We start from the raw sequence: 22,645 nt of genomic DNA, 5'->3' as shown, positions 1-22,645 counted from the left end.
CGACCCAAGGTACGTCCCCTGTATTGAGGCAGGGCAACGTAAATTCGCTACTCGGCGCGCCGAGTAGCGGAGGAATAACTGGGGTTTCGCGGCTGGCTCAGGCTTGCCGCAAACAAACGAAGCGCAACATCAACCGCGAGACGAAAAAACATGAGTCTGGTTGCAGAACTCGAGATGAAAGATCGCGTGCCAGCAGAGCCGCGTCGCGGACGTCGGCGACCGCTACCCGACAAGGTCAAGAACATCGTATGGGGCCGCGCTGCGGGACGGTGTCAATATGCGGGATGCAATGCCCTATTGATCGGCGACGAGGTGTCGGGAGCTGTCAACGCTAACGCGGCTTATATCGGGCACATCATTGCGGACTCGGAGGATGGGCCGCGAGGCGATCCGATTCAATCACCGAAACTTGCCCAGGAGCCGGATAACCTGATGCTCGTCTGCGACCGTCACCACCGCGTTTTCGATCGCGAGATGGTTGCTGAGCATCCCGCCGATCTCTTGATGGCAATGAAGCGTCGCCACGAAGACCGAATCCGGACGGTCACAGCCATCGACGAGGATATGAGCAGTCATGTCATTCGATACGCTGCGAAGATCGGGACCAACGAATCTCCCGTGGCCAAAGGCGACCTCAAATGGTCGATGATCCCGGATCGCTATCCGCTTGACGACGGCTGGATAGATCTCGATCTCGCGACGCTCGATCTATCCGATCACGAACCGGATTTCTGGCGCATACAGATCCGCAACCTGCGGGCCGGCTTCGCCGAGAAAGTTCGTGGGCGGATGGAGCGGCAGGAAATCCGTCGCCTAACAGTGTTCGGATTGGCGCCGATCCCGCTCCTGATCGAGCTAGGGCGTCTGATCTCCGACATCGCAACTGCAGACGTCCGGCAGTTGCTGCGCAGCCCCAAGGGCTGGAGGTGGGACCCGAACGCTCCGCCGCTCAAGTTCAACGTCCTGCGGCCGTCCGGTCTGGCCGGAAAGGTCGCGCTGAAGCTGGCGGTCAGCGCACCCGTCGTAGACGATCGGATCCACGCAGGCTCGGCAACGATGCGGCGATCTGGTCCATCACGGCCGACGGCGCTCATAATGACATCATGCGCAGCCAGGCTGATCTGGCCGAGTTCGCGCGTCTTTTCAGAACAACGCTGGATGCCATAAAGATCGCCCATGGCGAGAACACGATGGTACACGTGTTTCCCGCCGTTCCAATTTCCGCGGCTGTCGAAGCTGGTCGCGCTTCGCAGCCGAAGGCGCACCCCGCTCTCAAGATCTACGATCAAAACAAGAAGCTCGGCGGCTTCATTTTCGCCCATGAACTTGGACACGCCAGCTAATCAGGAGTTTTTTATGAACATGCATTTGAGCCCGACGATCACCCCAGAGGCTGACGAAGTTCTCGAAAACCTCGCCAAAGAACTCGAGATTCCCGAACATCGATACGAACAGGCGGAGACGAGCTACAAATCGCTGGGTGACTGGCTCAACCGACCGGAGTCGACAATTCGGAAATACGGGCCCCAAGTCCACGTCCAGGGGTCGTTCGGTCTCGGCACCGTCACGCCACCGCTCACCGCGGACGAGCACTACGACATCGATGCCGTCTGCGAGTTTCAGCGCCTGACGAAAAACGATACCACGCAGGCCAATCTAAAGCGCCTGCTCGAAATCGAGATGAGGCTGTACGCCCGCAGCAAGAAAATGATCAAGCCGTTGGAGGAGCATCGCCGCTGCTGGAGGCAGCCGTACGCGGACGAAGCTCAATTCCACATGGACGTCACGCCCGGAATTCCGAGTGGCGGCGAACTGACCCAACTCCTGAAAACGCGCGGCTTCGATGTTTCGCTCGCCGAGACCGCGATTTCGATCACCGACAACCGCCACCCGCACTACCAGATTATCGCGGCCGATTGGCAGCGTTCGAATCCACGCGGCTATCTGAAATGGTTTCTGACACGCATGGCCAAAGCCTACGAAAAGCGCAAGAATGAGCTTCTTCAGAAAGGCGTGAGGGCCGGCACTGAACCGATTCCGGACTACCGGATCCGCACCGCGTTGCAGTACGCAATCATGATCCTGAAGCGCCATCGCGACATCATGTACACCGACCGCAGCGACGACGACAAGCCGATCTCGATCATCCTGACGACGCTCGCCGCCCACTCCTACGACGGAGAGGAGAAGATCGCTGAGGCGCTGTTCGTGATCGTGACGAAGATGGACAGCTTCATCGGTACCGCGGCGGACGGCAGCCGTCTCATCGCCAATCCCAGCGATCCGCTGGAGAACTTCGCCGACAAGTGGAAGGAGCATCCAAAGCGGGAGAAAGAATTCCACAACTGGCTGCGAAAGGCCCGCGCCGACTTCACGGCGTTGGCGCAGTTGTCGAACAAGGAACTGATCACCGAGCAACTTGCCAAGGCGTTGGTGTCGGCATTGCGGACCAGACGCGGCGACGTTCGGCCGCTCGGCTCAGTACACCGGCCCTGCTGACCGCCGGTCTCGTCCGCAGCGAGGCGCAGGCGCGGAATTCGGCCGTCCGGATCGAGGGAGATCGCCGGAATGCCTGAGGGTGTCGACCCTCTCGCTCAGCGCTTCAACTCAGCCGTCAACGTCGTTGAATCATGCTGGCAGCAAGCTGGCTTGCGCCCGCTAAGGCTCGACGCCAGACAACTCGCTAGCTACGGGGGGCGCTTCCCCATCGGCTGGCGATTCGACTGCGACTTTTCCGATCGGCGGCGCCGGCTCGACGTTCTGGTGACCGCGGCCTTTCCCTTTGCGCCCGCGCGGATCGCGCTGGTCGACCGTCCTTCCTTTTTGACTTGGCCCCATGTCGAACGCGACGGCGTGCTCTGTCTGGTGCCGGATCACGCCACGTTTCCCATCGACGATCCGTACGCTGGAATCGCCGAACTGCTTGAGATGACGTTCGATCTGATCGAAGCGCTGATCCGCGGCGAGCGCAAGGGCGACTTCCGAAGCGAGTTTCTCACATATTGGCATCATGCAGGACGCGGACGGGCCCGGACCATCCTGTCGCTGATCGAACCCGCGCCGCCATCGCGGATCGTCAGGATCTGGGAATGCGCACGAAGAACTATCATCGCCGACAATGACGACACGTTGCGCGATTGGCTTCGCAATTTCGCTCCGGCAATCCCCGCAGCCGAGCTCCGCTTCAATAGCGGCTTGCTGGTCTGGATGGACGTCGTCCTGCTGCCGTCCGAATATCCTTCCTCGGCGAAGGACGTCCACGATATCGCCGCCCGCGCCGGCATCGCCGACCATCTCGACGAACTTGCCCGCGAGATGCGTCAACAGCTGATCGTGATGCTGGGCTCGAGAACCGAGAACGGGCCGGCGCTCGCAACCACGGTCGTCAATCGACCGAAGATCGTTCGTGGATCGGATCCGCTGATCGCCGGGTTTCGCCCCTCGTGCGTGCCCTATAACGTGCTGCACGCCCGACTGTTCGGGGGAAATGCCGCCGAGCGCACCTTGGTCGAACGCGTCGATCCGACGGGTCCATGGGCGCGACCGCGATCCGCGGATTCCCACGCTGCGCGGGGCGACCGTCGCCGTTCTCGGATGCGGATCAGTCGGCGGACCGGTTCCGATGACGCTTGCCCGAGCCGGCGTCGGCAAGGTCATCCTCGTCGACAAGCAGACCTTCACGGGCGCCAATGTCGGCAGACACCCTCTCGGAGTCGGCTCGGTCGGCGCAGCCAAGACAATCGAACTCGCGAAGCGTATCCGCTCGGACCTTCCGCACATCAATGTGGAGTGTCATAACTCGCTCGTGCAGGACCTTCTGCTTCGCGCCGACTGTCCCCTCGCCGGTGTCGACCTCATCGTCTCGGCACTTGGCGATTGGCCGAGCGAATCCCTTCTCGACGAATGGCAGGCTGTCCAAAAAACGCGACGCTTTCCGATCGTTTACGGTTGGACGGAGCCGCATGCCGCCGCCGGACACGCGATCGTCATCTCCGGCGTCGAAGACCGCTTGCGCGACGGGCTGGATGCCACTGGATTGCCGCACCTCGTCGCCACGCGCTGGGCACAGGAAACCCGGCGGTACGAGCCCGCCTGTGGAGCGGCGTTCGGTCCCTACGGCCCTGTCGAGTTGGGGTTCATCACCTCGATGGTCGCGCAGACCACACTCGACGCCCTTCTCGGTCAGGCTCCATCGGCTACACATCGCATCTGGCTCGCGCGCCGCACCTTCGTTGAAGCTGCGGGAGGCGCATGGAGCGACGAACTGCGAGCCATCGCTCCGCAAGCGCTCGACGGCGCAACCATGGTCGAAAGACGATGGAGCCGGGCCGCGAAGGATCTGGCGGCGTGATCTCCTTCGACATTGGACAATCGGGACAATCGCTCGCGTTTAGTGACAGCGTTCTGGAGCACTTCAACCAACACCGTCAAACCCGCTTTTGGCACAAGGAGGCCGGTGGACTGCTATTTGCACGATTTCAGCTTCCGGTGATCGACATCGACGTTGCTACCGGCCCGAGGTGCGGAGATCGACGGACCCGCTATTCTTATCGGCCCGACGAGCGGGCCGAACAGCGTGAGGTCAATGACATGTTTTCGCGAGGGCGGCATTTCGTAGGCTGCTGGCATACGCACCCAGAGGATATCGCATCGCCTTCGTGTATCGACCGCCGAAACATCGCCGATTCCGTGCGCCGCTCCTACCACGCGTTGAATGGCTTCATCATGGTGATCGTCGGCAGGAATCCAATTCCGGACGGAATGTGCGTTTCTGTGTGCGACAAATCTTCCGTCTACGAGTTGGCATTTTCGCGAAACGCCGCGGCGATCGATTCTTCATTGACTTCATCTACCCGCAGCTTGGCGCACCTTGAATGAAGCTCGGCAGATCTCGAATGCAGATGGCAGAGATATAAACCGAACGACAAACCTCCACCTAGAGCAATAGCCGTTCGTCACTGGCGAGTGTGTTCTTGCGAGGCTCAGTAGCGTATTTTTTCCGGTGCCACGCGGGCCGCGCCATAAGGACCAGTGTTCCCTTCTGACAAGAGCTTCAGTGCACTAACCATGCCCTCCAATAATATTTGGCGAAAGCTCGCGCCGGGACGTGGCTACGAAATGGGCGTCAGGACATTTCTGTTCTGTCGACGTGAAAAATCCCCGTCGAGCAGCGGTTCGAAGTGGTCCAGAACAGGGGATAGGTGCCTGCCTCCTGCCTCAGTTGTAGTGTCGTCAGAGGTTGTGTGCGTCAAGTTCTGCAAAATGGGGCAGCCATGATGCTGGTCATGCGGCTTGGCGCAGAGCGAGCTTCTTGTGCTCGCGCAGCTCGTCCATATTGATGTATCGGTTGGCCTCCATCCAGTTTTCATTGGTCTCGACGGCCAAGGCCCTGACCAGGCGCAGGCAGCTTTCGGTATTGGGGAAGATGCGCACGACATAGGTGCGCCGGCGGATTTCCTCGTTGAGCCGCTCCAGCATGTTGGTGGATTTAAGATGCTTGTGGTGCTGTCTCGGCAGCCTGAAGAAGGTCAGGGTTTGTTCGATGGCATCCTCGGCCCAGCCTGTCAGGCGCGGATAGCGTGCCGACCATTTGGCAAGCCATGCGGCAAGATCAGCCCTGGCCTCTGCGAGATCGCGCCGGTCGTAGAGCCAGCGCAATTCCTGCAGGCAGTCGTCGCCGTGCTTCCTCGGCAGATGATCGAGCGCGTTCCTGAGGAAGTGCACGTAGCAGCGTTGCCAGGCGGCTTCGGGGATCACCTCGCCGATCGCTGCCACCAGGCCGGCGTGATCGTCGGACACAACCAACTCGACGCCCTTGAGGCCGCGCGCCTTGAGGCCGACGAGGAAGTCCCTCCAGGCCGAGCGGCTCTCGCGATTGGCCATCTCCACGGCCAGGATCTGGCGCCTTCCGTCCCAGTCGATACCGACCGCGATCAGCACCGCCTGGCTCATGACAACACCGGCTTCACGCACCTTCTCGTAGCGCGCATCGAGGATGAGGTAAGGAAACGGCTCTTGAAGGGGGCGCATGGCAAAGGCAGCGAGGCTCTCGTCCAGCCGCTTGTTGATGGCCGAGATCGACGAGGCCGAGAAGGCATGGCCGCACAGTTCTTCCGTGATCGCCTTCATCTTGCGGGTCGACACGCCCTGCACATACCTCCGCCAGTGTCGCCACCAAGGCCCGCTCGGAACGCTGGTAGCGCTCGAACAGCTCGGTGGAGAAGCGCCCGGCCCGGTCCTGCGGAACCCGCAGCTCGAGCTTGCCGACCCGCGTCACAAGGGTACGGCCGTAATAGCCCGAGCGATAGCCAAGCCGTTCGGGCGTGCGCTCGCTCTTCGAGGCACCCAGCGCCTCGTCCATCTCGGCCTCAAGCACCTCCTGCATCACCGCACGGAGCACTTCGTGCAATCCATCCGGGTTCGAAAGCAAAATGTCTTTGACGGCAGCGCTGGCGGTCTTAACTTCAGTCTTGGTCACTGGCGGCGTTCCTTCGCGGGAATCAGGTGACGTGAACAATCACCAGCCTGCCATGACCGCCCCCTCTCAGCGAATTTGCAGAACTCTCAGCACACTACCTCGTCAGAGGCGGCTCATCGAACGCGATCTGGCACCCGAAGGGTCATGAGAGGTTGACAATTAGGCTACCAGATATCTGCCTTAAGCGACTGCCGCGATTCAGTCAGGCATTTGGAAGGGTGTCGGATCGCGAAAGCGGCGTAACACGTTCTCAGATATGCGTGCGACATTGTTGAGATAGCCGGCGTGCGGGAGGCAACTGCCCCAAGCTATCGAGCCTACAGAAAAGACCCCGCCGCCTGCGGGTGTCTCAAAGAATGTCATATCCGCACGAATGGGCTCCCTTGGGGCATCATTCCATAGTCTGGTGAAATAGTTAAGGCCACCAAGTATGCGCGCGTAAGAACTGCCGTGCTGCTCGGAAGCGGCTACCACGAGTGCGTGACGTGGTGTACCGAGCTCCTCATTGACCACATCGATCTCAAGCCCGGCGGCTCCACCGATGATGCCGAAATCGCCAATGACATCTTCTGTTACCCCCTCGAAAATGAAACGAGCTCGGGCATCGTCACTGACGGCGAGACGACGATAATAACTACCCCGATCGAAAGCTTCTGTCAGATATCCCACGCCTACCAGCGATTGTTCGGGTCTGCCTAAGTCCGGCCACATGCCGCAGAGGCGGCCAGTAAAACTGCTATGGGCTTCGCCAGCACCAAAGCGGCCGTTTCCTGAATGGCGCCGCCTGAATTCAACCAGGCCTTTTCGTTTAGGATGATAATCGATCGCACTGGTAAACCCGTTCCCGCCGAGGTACATGAGCCGTCCACCTCGATTGAGAAAGTCATCGAGGGCTTGCAACATCGGCAGCGACCAATATTCAGGATGACTCCCGGTAATAAGTACCCGACATTTGTCCAGTGCTGCCAAGCCCTCGCGGTCGAGGTCCTCGTCCGTCAGTGTCTGGTGATCCGGAGCCACGCGGGCGAGCCAGCCTAGCAAACAAAGGTCAATCTGGAAATTCCAAAGCCATCCTCCAGGCTGGAGATTCACCACCGGACGTCGCAGCGAGCCAATGCACCGCTCGCTGCCATCCTCGTGCGGATCGTAGAGCGACTTACCAATGCCGGGGTGTTCGAAAGCCAGCAGATCGAGCGGCGTGTACGAGGATGCGATGCAACCGAGGTTATACTCGTTCGTTTGCCGCTGCATGGTCAAGTTCGCGTAGCACGCATATGTTGCAGTCGGTGCCAGAAAAGCAACATCGCTGGTGGCGTCGGCAGACTGTCGTACAAAAAACGGAACAAAAAACTCTGCATCCGCGCCGCGCAGACGCGCGGCGTAGCAGCCGCTGGGCCAATCGGTCGGCACGGTAAGCCTCAGGTCTTCCTGCCAGCCGGGGGTTTCAATATCGTCGTGGTGGAAGTGAGCCGCGCCGTACTGCTCAGGCGCGCGGCGCCAATCCATCGTTGGGCTTTCCCAAGCCGATCCCTGGACAGCGCGGGTGGGCTGATTGATGCACACGCCGTCGTGACCAGAGCCTGATTCATCTGGAACAACTTCTGATACTGGCTCGCCCATCAAATTCCAATCGCCCAGACAGGGCCAATTCAAAGGTTCAGTCGGTTTGCGTGATGCCAAATCGCTGAGTTGTTCGAGCGACAGTGCCGCAGCCAGAATCCGGGGGCGCTCGATTTTGCCATTAAAATGGTGGCAAGGAAATCCGTCGCCATCCCGCTCGGCGGCTATTAGAAGGCGGCCATCGCCATTCGCGGGCGGCTCTACGTCATCTACAGTAAGCCAATTCGCGCCAACATGGTCATGCGTCCCGGAAGCGAGGCGATGGACCACAACCAACAAATGTCGGCGCTCGGCATCATAGCTCAGAGCAACGAAACTCCAGAGCCACAGAGGTAAGGGGCGATCCAGGCGGTAGATCCGCGGCTCGACTGTATTTCGGAGGATTGCCGCCAGGCAGCCGTCTGCCTCCAGACGCAATGCTACTCCCCCACCCCCACGGGGGGTCAGAGTACTGAGCAGGCAACGTGGCTGGCCGGCTATAAGGGTCGGCATGACGTAGGCACAAACCGTTACCGATCCAAGATCCGCCAACCGCTGCGATCCATCCACCTTGATGTAGGAGCCAGCGCAAATGGGTTGCTCGCGTCCTGGATAACGCTTGGCCTCCCGAACCGGCATGACGGGCGGCTGGAACGGTGGCATCTCCGGTCCGGCATCGAAGCCAAGGAGCCGCACGAAATCGCAGTCGAAGCTGTCGAGTTTCATGCAACTGACTGCGAAAGAGATCGTCTCGCCAGGTTTAACGCTGTCGCGATCGGCATAAGCGAGAATCGCTGGACGATCAGACATCATTGCCTCCCTCCTGAATTGGGAGCGCACCGATGAGGTGTTGCCAACGCTCCTTGAAAACCCAGCGCTCAACATCCTCGCGCGATTGAAAACGCGCGGGGGCCGTTTCGGCCACCCGCAAGGGTATGTCAAGTGACCACCGCGCAGCGCGCCACTCGCTATAGGGCCGTGTCATAATGGCTATCCATTTGCCAGCTAGCGGCTGTGAGCGCATGACGTCCAGAATGAGACGCAGCTCGGCGCTGTGGCGACCAAAAGGCGCGACCAAGAACTCGCCCACCAGGTCAGAACGCGCGGCAAACCCCGCCAAGGCAGATCGAGCCGCCGCCGTACCGGCACTCTCAGGCGGGCACTCCCATTGAGACTTTACGAACTTAGCGCTCGAACAGTCGATCGTCACAGCGGCCTCCTGGCATAGCGTGGCAATTCTTGGACCCGCGCATTTGTGAACCCTCGATGCTGACAAAATTTTCCGGTAACCTAAAATGAACTCGATCGCCTAGCCGGCTAAAGAGCTCATCGTTGTTGTTGCTTTAGTCGCCGAGGCGTCAGGAGCACCATCGTCTCGATAACGGCACGAAATAACATCTGCAGCGCCAAACACCAGCGCTATCGAACTGCAAAAATATCACCTCGCACCTGAGTCAACAAACAAACCCGGACCACCTTTTTTAGACCTCCGTCGAGCCAGTTCCGATCTCGTGGACCGGCCAGCAGCTGGCGCGACTAACGGCGCGATCGCGCGCGGCTTCATTGCCGCTACTTGCAACAAAACCTTCAAATAAGTTTGCAGGATCTTCGCGCCCGCAAATCACCGACACTGCTATTGTCACAGCCAAGTCTGAGGTCGTCACGGCTAAACAACCGGGTGGCGACAGGCGCTGACCACACAATACGCAAAGGTAGGCTCAACAACCAATGGCAACGAGAGCACTCATTCTGGTCGAAGGCGATCCAACGGGTACTGGTCTCCTCTACATCCAAGCGGCCCAGCGTCTTGGTCTTCATCCAATTACGCTGTCGGCTGATCCAGCTCGGTACGAGTATCTGGCGGCAGAAAAGTACGAGGCAATCCGTGTCGATACAGACAATCTCGATGCGCTGATCCGTGAATGTTCCCGTCTAGGGGCCACTTATGACGTTGCTGGAATTACGTCCTCCCTGGAGGCGTTCTACGCGACAATTGGCAAGCTCTGCCAGTATTTCGATCTACCGGGACCGAACCCCACATCGATTGAACGATGCTGCGAAAAATTCAGTCAACGTCAGCTCCTTGCGGAGGCCGGCGTTCCAGTACCTGCGTATCGCTTGGCAGCGAATGCGGCGGACGTGCAAAGCTCTGCCGCGGAGATCGGCCTGCCGGTGATTCTTAAGCCGGCCGTGGGCGCAGGAAGCTGCGGTGTCCGATTGTGCCGCAACGCCGATGAGGTGGCCGAACATACGACCTATCTGTTGGGCGGGAAGCACATATGGCGGTCGTCGCCAAGGATGCTGGTTGAAGAATTCGCCGGAGGCCCCCAGTATAATCTTGAAGTAATGGGAAATGAGGTCATTGGGGTTGCCGCCGCTGACTACGGGCCACCGCATTTCGTCTGTCGTGAGCGCATCTATCCGGCCCTGCTGACCGATGACGAGCATGAGCGGATCGCCGATGTTTCGCTGAGCTGTTTGCGAGCTCTCGGCCTTGGTTGGGGGCCAGCGAACATTGAACTCCGGTGGACGGAGCGTGGTCCAGTCGTCATTGAAGTCAATCCGCGTCTTGCGGGTTCGCCCGTTCCTCAACTGGTTCAGGCTGCTTACGGTGTTGATCTCGTTTCCGAGCACATCAAGCTTGTCATCGGGGAGCAATGGAATTTGCGCAAAAGGCGCTCGCACACTGCGGCCGCGCGGTACCTAATTCCCGATTGCGATGGCACTCTCGATTGGATCGATGGCGACAGCAGGGCGGCTGCTATATCGGGTGTCGCCGAGGTCAAATTTTTTGTTGAAGCCAAGACGCTGATCATCAGGAAAGGCGATTACCGAGACCGGATCGGTCAAATCCTCGCCGCTTCCCCCAGCCGTGCTCTGACCGAGGCGACACTTCAGCGTGCCGTCGACTTAATCGACTGGTCCATCACACCATTTCCGACCGTTGGCGAACAGGAACAGTCCCTGGGCCCAACCCTCTCTGCTCCAGCGTCGGCGGCGCCCGATGAAAGATGATCGTTGTCAAGCCCGTTAGAGTTAGCAAACGGACAGCGCACCAACGGAGGAGCGGCCATGACCACGCTAGGGCAAATCTCACTGACGAAGCTGGCAGCCGATCTAACGCGTGTTTGTACAAGGGAGTGTATTGCAGCATGATGGCACGATCGAGCGCAGAACTCCACGCGAGACGTGAGCGCGCGCTGCCGCGCGGCGTTGCATGTGCGTTTCCGGTATGCGCGGAGCGCGCCCAAGGCGCGGAGATTTGAGACACGGAGGGGCGCCGGTATATCGATTTCATCGGCGGCATGGGCGCGCTTGCGGTCGGACATTCGCATCCGCAGGTGGCTGATGCAGTCAGAACGCAGTTGCAGCGCTTCACCCATACCTTCTTCGGCAGCATTCCTTATGGCGGCTAGGTGCGGCTCGCCGAACGCCTCAAGAGCGCCTTGCGTGTGACGCGGATAACCCGGCATGTTCCTCAAGTAGATCCCAGGAGGTTGCGAGCGATAGACGGATGTGGGCTGAGATCGAATGCTCCGCCACGGACGCCACGTCCGCTTGAACGAGAAGATAGCGTAGAAACCGCACGGTCGTAAGTCAGCACATCCCTGGACGGTCTCGACGAACCAGCAGTCCTGCGCAGGAGGGGCATCGTTACCGGTCAATTGAGATCGCGAAGGAAGTCCTTGACCTCGTCGCGTTCGAGGACAAGCTCCTCACCGTCATGCGCGACGATGCGTGTCTCGATGCGCCATACGTCGCGCAGGGCACGCGCGGTGGCCGAGACCGCGATGCGAACCTTCCAGTCATCGCGGGCGTAGGACTTCTCCCAAATGCAGGTTCCGCGCGCCGTATTCGGGTCGTCCGGATGCACGGTGAATGTGTCAGTGTGCTTTGCGGAAACAATCAAACCACTATGCGGGTGCAGCACGGCACCCGTGTCGCTCGAAAGGCGGAACGTTGTTTCGCCGGTCACCTGATCCGTTGTGATCTCTTGACGCGAAGGTTCACCAGGCCCGATGACCTCCCGTGCCATGGGCCGCGCGCCTTCGGGTTCCGCGAAAGGCGCCAGTTTGACGTCCAGATCATTCGCCTTCCGTACCGGCAAGATCAGGCTGCTGGCGCCGCAATAAATCGAGAGAGTTGCCCTCTCCGGACTGGGAAAAACGATAGGCCAATGGCCGGTAGCGATAGCGAGCCGGATACGTTGTCCTTTTTCGAAGCGCTGTCCGCAGCAACGCAACTTCATGCGTACCGTTTCGGGTTTGCCCGGCGTCATCGGTGCCAGTTCAAGGTCGTCGTGTCGATGGGTCAAGTTCAGGACACCATAGCTGACCAGCACGGCTGCGCCGTCTTCCAGCCCGAGCGACAGCGTGGCCGACAGAATTGCCACCGGCTTATCAGAGGCGAGTGTCACCTCGAACTCCGGGAAGCCGAGAATTTCCACCGCCTCGCCAAGAGGCTCGGTTTCGAACACCAAAGCGCTGTCGGCTTCCATGTGCCGGTCAACCGGCAGCGTCGGCGTCATGCCCTCGGCGCACCAGGCACCGGATGACAGCCCAGCGGTGGACGGCGAACAGATCGTGAGGACGGCGTCGCTGCCGTCCCCTTCTGCAAGACGGCCCGGTGAAAGCGCTAGCCGGCGTTCGACAATGCCCGGCGCGGGCCAGGAGTGCTCTGCCACCCAACGCCCAGATCGCTCTTCGTGGAGCGGCGCGGGATGCGCCGGATCCTGAATCCAGGCGCGCAACATGGGCTCGTCGGCGATGCCGGTATCGATGTCCTTTAGATAGCGGTTCCACCAACGCAGGCATTCCTGGAGGAACCCAATCCGTGGCCCAGGTATGGCGAAGTGCGGATACTTATGGCCCCAAGGACCGATCAAGCCTTTGCGAGGTCCCGGCAGGTTCTCGAGCATGCGGAAGACCGGGTTGGGATAGCCGTCCGCCCAGCCGCTCACGGCGTAGACAGGAACGTCGACGTCGGAATAGTCCTCGCAGATGGAGCCGTGCTTGTAGAAATCGTCTCGGCGCTGGTGTTCAAACCAATCCTGCAGCCAAATGCCGTTGCCGTTGAGCCGCCGCTCCCACATCTCGCGCCAGCGCTCCCCGACGAGCGCGGGGTCGGGCGGGGTCATGGCGATCGTCCAGGCTATCGCGCCCCACGACAAATTGCTGCACATCTGCGCACCGCCGAGATAGTGGCAGTCATCATTGTAGCGATCGTCGGTGGAGCAAAGCGAGATCACAGCCTTGAGTGCCGGCGGGCGGCGGGCGGCAACCTGCAGGCCGTTGAAGCCACCCCAGGAGATGCCGATCATGCCGACGCTGCCCGAGCACCAGGTTTGTTTCGCGAGCCATTCGATCACCGCCAGGCAGTCGTCCTGCTCCTGCTTGAGGTATTCGCCCTTGCAAACGCCTTCGCTATCGCCTGAGCCGCGCATGTCGACGCGCACCCCGGCAAAGCCATGGCCGGCGAAATAGGGATGAGTGAGCGCGTCGCGTTCCACCGTCCCGTCACGCTTGCGGTAGGGCAGGTATTCCAGGATCGCAGGTACCGGGTCTGCCTCAGCGTCCTCCGGCAACCAGATGCGGGCAGCGAGCTTCACGCCGTCCGGCAGCGGGATCCAGATATTCTCGATCTCCCGCACTTTGCGGGGGAAGTCGGAGACGACGCGAGTATCGTCCATGTTGAGACCCTTCTATGCGCTCGCGCCTGCGGCAGGAGCTTCGATGTTCAACGGAAATGGCAAGTCAACCGGCTGGCGCCGATGGTCACGGGGGGCGACACCTCGCTCGCACAAACTGGCTATGCAAACGGGCAACGCGTGTGGAACTCGCAGCCGGAAGGCCTCGCGACCAGCGAACGGCGCTTCCGCGGGCACCCAGATGCAGGGGCTTCGTCGTGCCCGACGAAGCTCCCATGATTATACCAGCAGTTTCTCAAGCAGCCTCGTCGAGCCAAACCTTCCCGAGGTCGATCTCGAATGTCGGGTGCATTGCGTAGCCTCTAACTTGCTTTGTAGAATGATTGAACAAGGTAAGCCAGTAAGGCTGTATTATGATGCCAGAATCCTGCAGGAGCGTTTCAATATCCTTCATGAGCCCCTTGCGCTTCTCCGGGTCGGGCATCGTCAATCCCGTATCGAGTTTTTTATCGAATTCGGGGTTTGACCATGCCGTCTCATTCCATGCTGCGCCACCGCGATAGGCAAGCACCAACACCTGAACACCCAAGGGGCGCATGTTCCAGTTTGTTATCGAAAGAGGGTATTTCAACCATCCATTCCAAAAAGTGCTACTGGGCAAAACCGTACGCTTCACCTTAAATTCGGCCTCGCGCAACTGCGCGGCAATCGCATCGCCCGTATCCTTATGCCATTCCTCGTCACTAGTGATAATCTCGTGTTCGAAATCCATCTGCCCAGCTTCGCTCATAAGGCGCTTGGCAGCCTCAACGTCCCGCTTCTTTTCCGGTACCGGGTAATACTCGGGTTGTAGTGGCGCTACATGATAATTCGCAGCAACGGTGCCGTAGCCATTGGCAGCAATTTGTAGAACAGCACTGTTGTCGACTGCCAACTGCAGAGCATTGCGCACGCGCTGGTCATCATACGGCCTAGTGGCAACCCTGGTGCGGCATACTAGCGTTGTCGACGTCTTCGCTTCAGATCTCACCAAGCCGATATCATCAAGGGCGCCGACATAATTTGCGAACGTCTGATACGTCGCGTCGATTTCACCTGATTCGAAGGCGCTCTGAACGACGGACGGATCGCCGCCATAGTCAATGAATTGCACCTCGTCCAGGTAGGCTTCGCCGCCCCACCAGCTTCCGTTTGTTCGACGCTTCAGGACTGCCTTTTGGCCGACGTCGTAGGACGCTAGTTCAAAGGGTCCCGTACCTATCGGATGCGCAACGATATCCGACCCGTTCTTTTCATAGTCACGGTGAACGATTAGCGCGGGATAATCGGCAAACCCCGGAATGATCGTAATATCGGGTTTTGGCAGCTTGAGTTTAATCGTGTGGTCGTCAACTTTTATAATGGCGCCTTCTATTGCTTTGCCCGTCTTTTCATCAACGAGCGTGGCCAGGCGCGCGGCCATTGAGTTCCCAGGCACGTCCCTTTCACACCAGCGCAGCAGGTTAAACACCACGTCATCTGCAGTGAAGTCGTCGCCATTGTTCCACTTGACGCCCTTCCGCAGTCGCAGGACATATTCTCTCGCGTCGTCATTCGTGTCCCAACTCTCAAGAAGCCTGGGTTCGAACGTGTATTCAGTAGTATACTTGACCAAAGGTTCGAGGAACTGGCGGTAGATGTTAGATAGTTGCGGATAATCACTCAGACGTGGGTCTTTCGGACCAAAGATCAACATGGATATTCGCAGAGCTCCGCCTTTCTTAGGCGCTTCTTGGGCGTGCGCTGGCGGCATTGTATCCAGCATCGTGTACGCCATAGCTGTCGACGCACCAAAGATGGAAGCGAGCGCCAGGAACTCGCGCCGATCCAATCCGCCCTTTTTTGCTTCCTCTGCGAGACAGTCGAAGAGCTTAGGCATCGGCTTGCACTTGGTAAAATACCCCACCCGAACCTCCCAGTATTGGTTGCTGATTGCAGTTTCGTATTTTTGGCATTGTAAGACGTGTGAAAGAGCTTGACTTTCCGCCGGAATGTTCAATTCAGGTACGCCGTAGGCTACAGAAAAGGGCGCATCTGAGCACTCGAATTAAAGTCAATCGACAGGCGATTTTTTTTGCGATTCGGCCGCTGATTGGTTTGACCTTACCGGGTGGATGACCGGTCCGGTTTCCTCGTTCTGGCTAAACCCGACGGAACTCTTATCCGGTCGATACCTTGCCGCGCCTGATTTTCGACCTATCGCGCGCAGCGCGACGATTTGAACTTGGTCGAGACCGTTGTCTTGCCGCCGCGCGATGCAGCTCCATGGACGTATCAGCTGGCCACTTCACCCGGATCGTCTGCAGCAAGGGGCCGTAGGGTGCAGACTTCAACCTATTCAAGCTGAGCGGCCTCGACGAGGAGTTCTACAGCGGAAAGACCCGAGCGTTGAATGGCACCCATGGTGGTCTCAAGGACCCAACCGGGCTCGACGAAAGAAATAGCTGTCGGTATCGAGACGATAGCCCTTATACAGGCGACTTCCTTTTTCCTGGAGGCGGCCAGCTTCAGAAGTGATCCGTCACCTTCCGAGGTAATGGCACACCATTGAAGAGCCCAGCATCCGCGTCAGCAACGGTCTCAGCGTCGTCGTAAAATTCGATTACGGCATTGATGCGAGGATAGACCTCGTCGTGGGCTTCGCGGGCCAAACGCGTCAGTTCCACAGCAGTCACCTCGCCCCCGTTCACGAGAGAGGCCAGACCGGTGGCGTCGTGCTATGCGTGTTCCCTTAGCTTCATTGGAGAGATCTTTCCTTAAACTGCAGCTGGTTCATGCTTCAGCGGGAAATGGCATTTGAAGCTGTGCTCCGCGTCGTCCCGGCTTGCTGACGGTTCGGGAAAGACGCGGCTGCAGATGTCTTGCGCGTAAGTACAACGTGTGTGGAACTCACAGCCAGCTGGCCGCTTCATCGGGCTGGGGACCTCGCCCTTGAGTTCGATGCGATTGAGAACGGCATCCGGGTCTGGCTCCGGGTTGGCCGATAGCAACGCTTCCGTGTAGGGATGACGCGGGTGCTCAAAGATACGCGCCGTCGAGCCGATCTCAATGAAACGACCTAGATACATGATCGCCATGCGATCGGTCATGTGGCGCACGACATTGAGATTGTGCGAGATGATCAGGATCGCCATGCCGAGTTCATCCTGAAGCCGCGCGAGCAGGTTTAGCACCTCGCCCTGTACCGAGACATCAAGGCCCGCAGTCGGCTCATCGGCGATGATCAAATCGGGTTTGAGCGCAAGAGCCCGCGCGATACCCACGCGCCTGGCCTGACCTCCGGAAAGCTGATGGGGATAGCGGCGAGCAAAATCCGCCGGCAAGCCGACCATGCGCAGTAAGCGCTCGGCTTCGCTTCCGGCATCGCGATCCTTTAATTTATGGATCCGGAAAGGTTCAGTTATAAGCGATTGGACGGTCAACCTGGGCGAGAGTGAGCCGATGGGATCCTGGAACATCATGGCCATGCGCCGCAAGTAAGGCTTGCGTTCGGCCACCCTAAGCTTCTCAATTTCCTGTCCATCGAAGCTGATGCTGCCGCTCACAGGCCGCTGCAGGCCGATTATCGTGCGCGCAACAGTGGATTTGCCCGAGCCACTTTCGCCGACAAGGGCCAATGTCTCGCCGTTGTGGATCTCAAAGGAAACACCGCATACTGCGTCGATAAAGGGGCCTTTTGTACCGGTGGCAAGTGCTTTCAGCGGACTCATAGTGCGGAAGCGGACGCGCAAATCCTGGACGCGAAGCAACGCAGTCATGCCGGAATCAGCCGCTCTTCACCCAGAAGGTGGCATCGGGCGACTTGGTCCACGCCGATGCGGTACTCGACCGGGTTCTCTTGCGCACAGCGATTAAATGCCTGGGGGCACCGCTGGCGGAAGATGCATCCTCTCTTGCTACCGAGGAGACTCGGCACCTCACCGGGAATGGTCGGCAAAGTGCGTGTCTTTTTTCTGATCCGCCCTGGGTCGCACTCAAGCAGCGCGCGGGTGTAGGGGTGAGCAGGATTGTGGAAGATGTCCCGTACCGCCCCTTGCTCCACCACCTCGCCCGCATACATGACGGCGACCCGGTCGCACAGCTCAGCCACAACGCCGAGATGGTGAGAAACAAAGAGGATCGAACATCCGATCTCCTTCTGCAGATCTTTGAGTAGATGAATAATCTGCACTTCCAGCGTTGCGTCAAGGGCAGTGGTCGGCTCGTCGGCGATGAGGAGCGCCGGTCTCACAAGTAGCGCCATGGCGATGCAGATGCGCTGACGCATGCCACCTGAGAAGTGATGTGGATAGGCAGCGATCCGACTTTGCGGATCGGGAATTCCGACTCGGTTAAGCATGTCGATGGCACGACCGCGCTTTTCGCTCCGGCTGCTTTGTTCGTGGTGCTGGATGTCGATCATCTGCCTCTGGATTGTCCGCACCGGATTGAGTGCGGTCATCGGATCTTGGAAAATCATCGAAAGACGGTCACCGAGTAGACTCCGACGCGCTGGAGCGGACATTTTGAGCAGGTCTCGACCTTCGAACACGATGCTGCCGGCTGTGACATCTGCATTTTCGGGAAGCAGGCCCAACACCGCATAGGCGAGCGTCGATTTTCCAGAACCGCTTTCCCCGACGATGCCAACTACCTGCCCGGCTGGCACATCGAGCGAAACGTTCCGCAGCGCATGAATACGCCCGCGCGGCGTACCGAAATCGAGATCGAGGCCGCGGATCTCAAGCGGCCGGGAGGCCGTACGGGATATGGAATCCTCGCGTCTCATAGGTCTTTCCGCAGTTTGGGATCGAATATGTCGCGAAGCGCCTCACCCAGGAATGTAAAACCTAGCGTTGCGAGGACGATCGGAATGCCGCCGGCAACGACCAACCAGGGCGTCAGATTGATATAGTTATATCCATCGTTGAGGATAGCCCCCCAATCAGGAGTCGGTGGGCGCACGCCCAAGCCGAGAAAACTGAGACCTGCCTCTACGGCGACGACAGCCGGCACATCCATGCTCACGAGGATGAGGAGCGGCCCGATAACGTTGGGCAGTACGTGCACGGCGAGGATGCGCGTCGTGCTGGCGCCCATACTGCGCTCCGCGGCAATATATTCGCTGTTGCGAAGCGCCTCTGTCTGGGTGCGCACGACGCGCGCATAGATAGGCATGGAGGTTATTGCGATGACGAAAATGACGCTGCCCAGACTGGGTCCAAGTAGCCCAATGACAGCCAGCGCAAAGATAATTCCGGGAAAGGAGCGGATTGTATCGAAGAACACCAGAAGCAAGTTGTCGAGCCAGCGCGGCCCGAACCCTGCGATGAGACCAAGCACGAGGCCGACTGCCAGTGAACTGCCGAGAGAGGCGAATGCGACAAGCAGTGGGATGCGGCCGCCAATGATGACGCGCGAGAATGTATCACGGCCCAGTTGATCTGTGCCCAAGAGAAAATTTAGCGAAGGGTCGGCCAGACGCGGCCCGACCATGATGCGAGTGGGATCATGTGTAATAAAGAGGGGAGCAAAGATCGCGCTTGCGAATACAAGCACTACGAGCACGGCTCCAAGTACGCCCAGACGGTTCTTGCGCAATTGCCGTAGGAAGGTACGAAACGCGCAGAGGACCCCCCCCTTATTGGATTCGAAGTGGATGGATTCAACGCTCGCCATGCTAAAGGCTCTCGCGGGTTCGAGGATCAAGCGTTGCAGCGATCAGATCGGAGACCGTTGTTGCGACGACCGTGAGAAAGGTTGTGACGAGCACAACTCCCATTGCGACCGGATAGTTGCGCGTATTGACAGCGTTCACGATCAACGCGCCGATGCCGGGCCTCGCGAAGACCACCTCGGTAAAAACAGCGGATGAAAGAAGCCACGCTATGCCCACGCCGAGGATGGTTACTGTCGGTAGGATTGCCAAGGGCAGCGCGTAACGCGTAACGATGCGCCATTCCGAAATTCCGAAGGAGCGAGCCGTTCGTAGATGGTTTTCACCCAGGATCTCGAGCATGGATGCGCGTACCAGTCGCGAGATATAGCCAACCCAGCCAATTCCGATGGCGAAGGCCGGCAGAATGAGATGGACGATGCTGTCCGAAATACCCTCTCCGACCCCGACCGCTGGCAGCCAGCCCAGGATGACAGCGAATATCAGAAGTGCGTAGACCGCCATGACAAACGAAGGAATGGCAATCGTGGCGACCGCCGCGACCCCAACGACTTGGTCGATCACAGCGTTACGCCTCATGGCCGAGTAACAGCCGAGCGGCACGGCAACCAAGACCGCCCATAAGATCGAGACCAGGACCAGTTCGATCGTGTAAGGCAATTGATCGAACACGATGTCGGCGACAGGTCTCTGGCTGAACACGTCAAAACCGAGATTGCCGCTGAGCAGCCCGCCGAAGAAGCTAGCTAACTGCACGATTAGCGGTTTGTCCAGCCCCATCTGCTCATGGAGTTGCGCCTTCATTTCCGGTGTGGCGCGTGGGCCGAGTAGGGCCGCTGCGGGGTCACCCGGCACCGCATGAATCATCAGGAACACAAGCGTCACCGCGATCACAACAATTGTGACCGCGAGGACAACCCGCTCGAGGAGGTAAAGCCACATGCTCCCGTCCCCTAAAGCTAAATCGGCTTGAAATCGAGGTACAGCGGATCCCCGTCCGGACGGGTTGCGGGTTCGATTTGCGTGGTGCGATACATGAGTGGATTGCCCTCATGGGTCAGGAACCGGTAGGCGCCGGACTCCTCCATCAGGTCCTGCATCTCGTAATAGAGCTTGGCGCGCTCCTCCGGGTCGCTGACGGTGGGCGCCTTGGCGTTGAGCTCGTCGAAACGCCCGCTGCGGAAGCGTTCCCAGTTCCAGAGGCCCACTTGATCTTGCACGAACCACGACGTCATGTAATGCGGATCCGGCAGACCATCGAACCACATTACGGTGAGCTGCAGGTCCTTCCATTGCTCGCCCTCCGATTCCATGCCGAGAGTCCAGAAGGAGCCCGGATCCTGGACATTGACCTCGAGCGTGATGCCGATCTGCGACAATTGGGCCTGCACCGTCTGGGCGATAGTCGAAAACGTGCTATCGTTCGAGCAGTCTATCCTCAACGCTAGATCGCTCACGCCGGCCTTTTGCAGAAACTCCTTTGCCTTTGCGAGATCGCCTTCTGGTGGGACGAGTGCCTTCGTACGGTGCCCGACAATACCTGGAGGAATGGTACCTGTTGCCACGTCAGCCTGGCCAGAATAAGCAGCATCCAGGATCTGCGGCACATTGATTGCCCATTGAATCGCTTTACGAACATTAATGTCTTTCAGCTTCGGATGCTCCATGTTCATCCCGATCCAGAGGTAATGGAGCGAGGGCCATTCCTCGACCCTGGTATCAGCGGGCGGATTGCTCTTGTACGTCGCAAGTGAATCCAGACTGATACCAGTGAAACCGATGTCGCCCGCCTGGTAGGCGCGTTCTGCCGTCTTGACGTCGGCCAAAGGCAAGATGCGGATTTCGTCAAAACCCGGCTTCGGACCCGACCACTCCGGATTGCGTGTCAAGAGCAAATACTGGTTCCGCTTCCAGTCGGCAAGCACATACGGGCCGGAGAAAGCCGGCGGCTTCATGCCGAAATCACCGCCATCCTTGGTTGCCTTCATTACCGCATCTTCGGAAACTATATGGCCGACCCCATAGGGGAATGCGATGTTCCAAACCGGCACGAACGGCGCCCTGAATACGATGACGCCCGTATAATCATCCTCGAGCTCGACACGGTCGAGCGGACCCCAATCGGGCTTCGCCGGCGAATTGAGTTTGATGACTCGCTCAAAGGAGAATTTAACGTCCTTGGCGGTCAACTCGCCGTAACCGCCGGTGAACTTGATGCCTTTCTTCAGGCGGAAGCGGATATGCGTCGGATCGACCTGTTCGATCTTTTCTGCCGCTTCTAGTTCCCAGGTCCATTCGGAACCGGGCTTATAGCGAATGAGCTTCGAATAGATACAGTTCATCACCTGTACTTGCTGGACTCCTGTGTAGAAGCCGGGATCGAGTTTGCTGAGTTCCGCAACGGCGCGCACCTTGAGCACCTTGCCTTCGGCTGCCCAGATGGCTTGCGACAAGGGCATGCCGGCAGCGACGATACCCCCGCCGAGCGCGGCACCGGTTTTGAGGAACACACGGCGGCTCACCCCCCCCATCATAGCTTTCATGAAACATTCCCCTTTCAGTTGGGCGAATTTCCGCTTGCAGCGGGTCGCTTTCGTTACTTATTCGTCGACTATAGAGCCCACGTCTCCGCGCCACAGTCGAAATAATCTCAATCGCAGGGTGACTTTTCGTCGACTTTGGCCGGGTGTCGCTCGTGCGCAGCAGGAAACCGACTAGCTCGCAGTGAGTGTCTGGCGGCCGTCCCAAGCGCTGTGGTTCGCATCAGCTGCGCCAACTTGGCCAAGTCGTCGAGCGTGGAGATTATCCAGCGCGCCACAGCGGCTGCCCCAGGCACACGCCATCTTCGATGGTGGAGGTGCTCAATGAAGGCTCTCGTTCTTCCTAGCCTCACTGTCCAGCAGCGCCTCAAATGCGCGCAGCCGCTCTTCGAACAGACACATCTTGGAACTGTGGACTGACGTGCGGCCGCTATCTCTCCCCCGCTCAAGAGCCACAAAGGGGTTCGGAGAAGCCACAGTCACTCATCCGAGCAGCGCTTGATCACGGCGATACAGGGCTGCCGAAAGCAGACCGCTTGGATAGCGAAGTGCACAATAAGTAATCCGCCGGTTGACTTAATTTCGGCTGTCCGGCAAGGCGTCTTCGAATAAGACGAGTGGCCTAAAGTCGAATTGGAGTCAGGCGCACGTCGTTCGAAGGCGTCAATTCGCCGCCACGAGCCTTT

13 protein-coding genes and 4 pseudogenes are annotated in these 22,645 nt (G+C 59.0%); 7 read left to right on the top strand and 10 right to left on the bottom strand.

The window, feature by feature from the left end; translation table 11 throughout:
* The first annotated feature begins 150 nt into the window (after positions 1-150).
* From ACYHH6_RS09895 to ACYHH6_RS09875, 5 genes and pseudogenes are all read left to right on the top strand, one after another.
* Positions 151-1,343: pseudogene (locus ACYHH6_RS09895) on the top strand (SAVED domain-containing protein).
* Between the two features lie 13 nt (positions 1,344-1,356).
* Positions 1,357-2,499 (top strand): nucleotidyltransferase domain-containing protein, encoded by a 1,143-nt coding sequence (locus ACYHH6_RS09890; protein WP_352592448.1) that lies wholly within the window; start codon positions 1,357-1,359, stop codon positions 2,497-2,499.
* Between the two features lie 69 nt (positions 2,500-2,568).
* Positions 2,569-2,952: pseudogene (locus tag ACYHH6_RS09885) on the top strand (E2/UBC family protein); the annotation flags it as partial.
* A 670-nt stretch (positions 2,953-3,622) separates the two neighbouring features.
* Positions 3,623-4,351 (top strand): ThiF family adenylyltransferase, encoded by a 729-nt coding sequence (locus ACYHH6_RS09880; protein WP_352592451.1) that lies wholly within the window; start codon positions 3,623-3,625, stop codon positions 4,349-4,351.
* The gene (locus ACYHH6_RS09875) at positions 4,348-4,878 is read left to right on the top strand and encodes a Mov34/MPN/PAD-1 family protein (RefSeq protein ID WP_352522251.1); all 531 of its coding nucleotides are present in this window, start codon (positions 4,348-4,350) and stop codon (positions 4,876-4,878) included. Before ACYHH6_RS09880 ends, ACYHH6_RS09875 begins: the two co-directional genes overlap by 4 nt.
* 405 nt (positions 4,879-5,283) lie before the next feature.
* Here the strand turns inward: ACYHH6_RS09875 and ACYHH6_RS09870 are convergent.
* The 3 genes and pseudogenes from ACYHH6_RS09870 to ACYHH6_RS09860 form a co-directional block, all read right to left on the bottom strand.
* Positions 5,284-6,478, bottom strand: a pseudogene (locus ACYHH6_RS09870) (IS256 family transposase).
* 198 nt (positions 6,479-6,676) lie between these two features.
* Positions 6,677-8,890, bottom strand: coding sequence for a N,N-dimethylformamidase beta subunit family domain-containing protein (locus tag ACYHH6_RS09865; RefSeq protein ID WP_352593651.1), 2,214 nt, complete (start codon positions 8,888-8,890; stop codon positions 6,677-6,679).
* The gene (locus ACYHH6_RS09860) at positions 8,880-9,167 is read right to left on the bottom strand and encodes a N,N-dimethylformamidase alpha subunit family protein (protein ID WP_488481995.1); all 288 of its coding nucleotides are present in this window, start codon (positions 9,165-9,167) and stop codon (positions 8,880-8,882) included. The genes ACYHH6_RS09865 and ACYHH6_RS09860 overlap by 11 nt, the downstream gene beginning before the upstream one ends.
* A 638-nt stretch (positions 9,168-9,805) precedes the next feature.
* On the opposite strand from ACYHH6_RS09860, the gene ACYHH6_RS09855 reads away from it, so the two are divergent.
* The gene (locus ACYHH6_RS09855; RefSeq protein WP_488481990.1) at positions 9,806-11,092 is read left to right on the top strand and encodes an ATP-grasp domain-containing protein; all 1,287 of its coding nucleotides are present in this window, start codon (positions 9,806-9,808) and stop codon (positions 11,090-11,092) included.
* 263 nt (positions 11,093-11,355) lie between these two features.
* Positions 11,356-11,493: pseudogene (locus ACYHH6_RS09850) on the top strand (aminotransferase class III-fold pyridoxal phosphate-dependent enzyme); the annotation flags it as partial.
* A gap of 245 nt (positions 11,494-11,738) precedes the next feature.
* Here ACYHH6_RS09850 and ACYHH6_RS09845 read toward each other — a convergent pair.
* The 7 genes from ACYHH6_RS09845 to ACYHH6_RS09815 all read right to left on the bottom strand — a co-directional run bounded on the left by ACYHH6_RS09845 (position 11,739) and on the right by ACYHH6_RS09815 (position 21,962).
* The gene (locus ACYHH6_RS09845; protein ID WP_352522299.1) at positions 11,739-13,766 is read right to left on the bottom strand and encodes a CocE/NonD family hydrolase; all 2,028 of its coding nucleotides are present in this window, start codon (positions 13,764-13,766) and stop codon (positions 11,739-11,741) included.
* Positions 13,767-14,019: 253 nt separating this feature from the next.
* On the bottom strand, positions 14,020-15,642 hold the full coding sequence (locus tag ACYHH6_RS09840) for an ABC transporter substrate-binding protein (RefSeq protein ID WP_352593483.1): 1,623 nt from the start codon (positions 15,640-15,642) through the stop codon (positions 14,020-14,022).
* Between the two features lie 877 nt (positions 15,643-16,519).
* Positions 16,520-17,521 carry an ABC transporter ATP-binding protein gene (locus ACYHH6_RS09835; protein ID WP_352593476.1) on the bottom strand — a complete coding sequence of 334 codons (1,002 nt, stop codon included), beginning with the start codon at positions 17,519-17,521 and terminating at the stop codon, positions 16,520-16,522.
* Positions 17,518-18,531, bottom strand: a complete 1,014-nt coding sequence (locus ACYHH6_RS09830) for an ABC transporter ATP-binding protein (protein WP_352522296.1) — start codon at positions 18,529-18,531, stop codon at positions 17,518-17,520. Before ACYHH6_RS09830 ends, ACYHH6_RS09835 begins: the two co-directional genes overlap by 4 nt.
* Entirely contained in the window at positions 18,528-19,421 is an 894-nt protein-coding gene (locus ACYHH6_RS09825; protein ID WP_352522295.1) for an ABC transporter permease, read from the bottom strand. Before ACYHH6_RS09825 ends, ACYHH6_RS09830 begins: the two co-directional genes overlap by 4 nt.
* 1 nt (position 19,422) lies before the next feature.
* Positions 19,423-20,361, bottom strand: coding sequence for an ABC transporter permease (locus ACYHH6_RS09820; RefSeq protein WP_352522294.1), 939 nt, complete (start codon positions 20,359-20,361; stop codon positions 19,423-19,425).
* 17 nt (positions 20,362-20,378) lie between these two features.
* On the bottom strand, positions 20,379-21,962 hold the full coding sequence (locus ACYHH6_RS09815; RefSeq protein ID WP_352522293.1) for an ABC transporter substrate-binding protein: 1,584 nt from the start codon (positions 21,960-21,962) through the stop codon (positions 20,379-20,381).
* Between the last annotated feature and the right edge of the window lie 683 nt (positions 21,963-22,645).

The sequence above is a fragment of the Mesorhizobium sp. P171375 genome (assembly GCF_057786075.1).
This window is presented reverse-complemented; position numbering and strand designations above follow the sequence as displayed.

Bases quoted from the DNA above. Each gene is read 5' to 3' on its own strand.
- ACYHH6_RS09820 (WP_352522294.1), bottom strand. From the start codon at position 20,361: ATGTGGCTTTACCTCCTCGAGCGGGTTGTCCTCGCGGTCACAATTGTT.
- ACYHH6_RS09815 (WP_352522293.1), bottom strand. From the start codon at position 21,962: ATGAAAGCTATGATGGGGGGGGTGAGCCGCCGTGTGTTCCTCAAAACC.
- ACYHH6_RS09880 (WP_352592451.1), top strand. From the start codon at position 3,623: ATGACGCTTGCCCGAGCCGGCGTCGGCAAGGTCATCCTCGTCGACAAG.
- ACYHH6_RS09890 (WP_352592448.1), top strand. From the start codon at position 1,357: ATGAACATGCATTTGAGCCCGACGATCACCCCAGAGGCTGACGAAGTT.
- ACYHH6_RS09825 (WP_352522295.1), bottom strand. From the start codon at position 19,421: ATGGCGAGCGTTGAATCCATCCACTTCGAATCCAATAAGGGGGGGGTC.
- ACYHH6_RS09840 (WP_352593483.1), bottom strand. From the start codon at position 15,642: ATGCCTAAGCTCTTCGACTGTCTCGCAGAGGAAGCAAAAAAGGGCGGA.
- ACYHH6_RS09830 (WP_352522296.1), bottom strand. From the start codon at position 18,531: ATGAGACGCGAGGATTCCATATCCCGTACGGCCTCCCGGCCGCTTGAG.
- ACYHH6_RS09855 (WP_488481990.1), top strand. From the start codon at position 9,806: ATGGCAACGAGAGCACTCATTCTGGTCGAAGGCGATCCAACGGGTACT.
- ACYHH6_RS09845 (WP_352522299.1), bottom strand. From the start codon at position 13,766: ATGGACGATACTCGCGTCGTCTCCGACTTCCCCCGCAAAGTGCGGGAG.
- ACYHH6_RS09865 (WP_352593651.1), bottom strand. From the start codon at position 8,890: ATGATGTCTGATCGTCCAGCGATTCTCGCTTATGCCGATCGCGACAGC.
- ACYHH6_RS09835 (WP_352593476.1), bottom strand. From the start codon at position 17,521: ATGACTGCGTTGCTTCGCGTCCAGGATTTGCGCGTCCGCTTCCGCACT.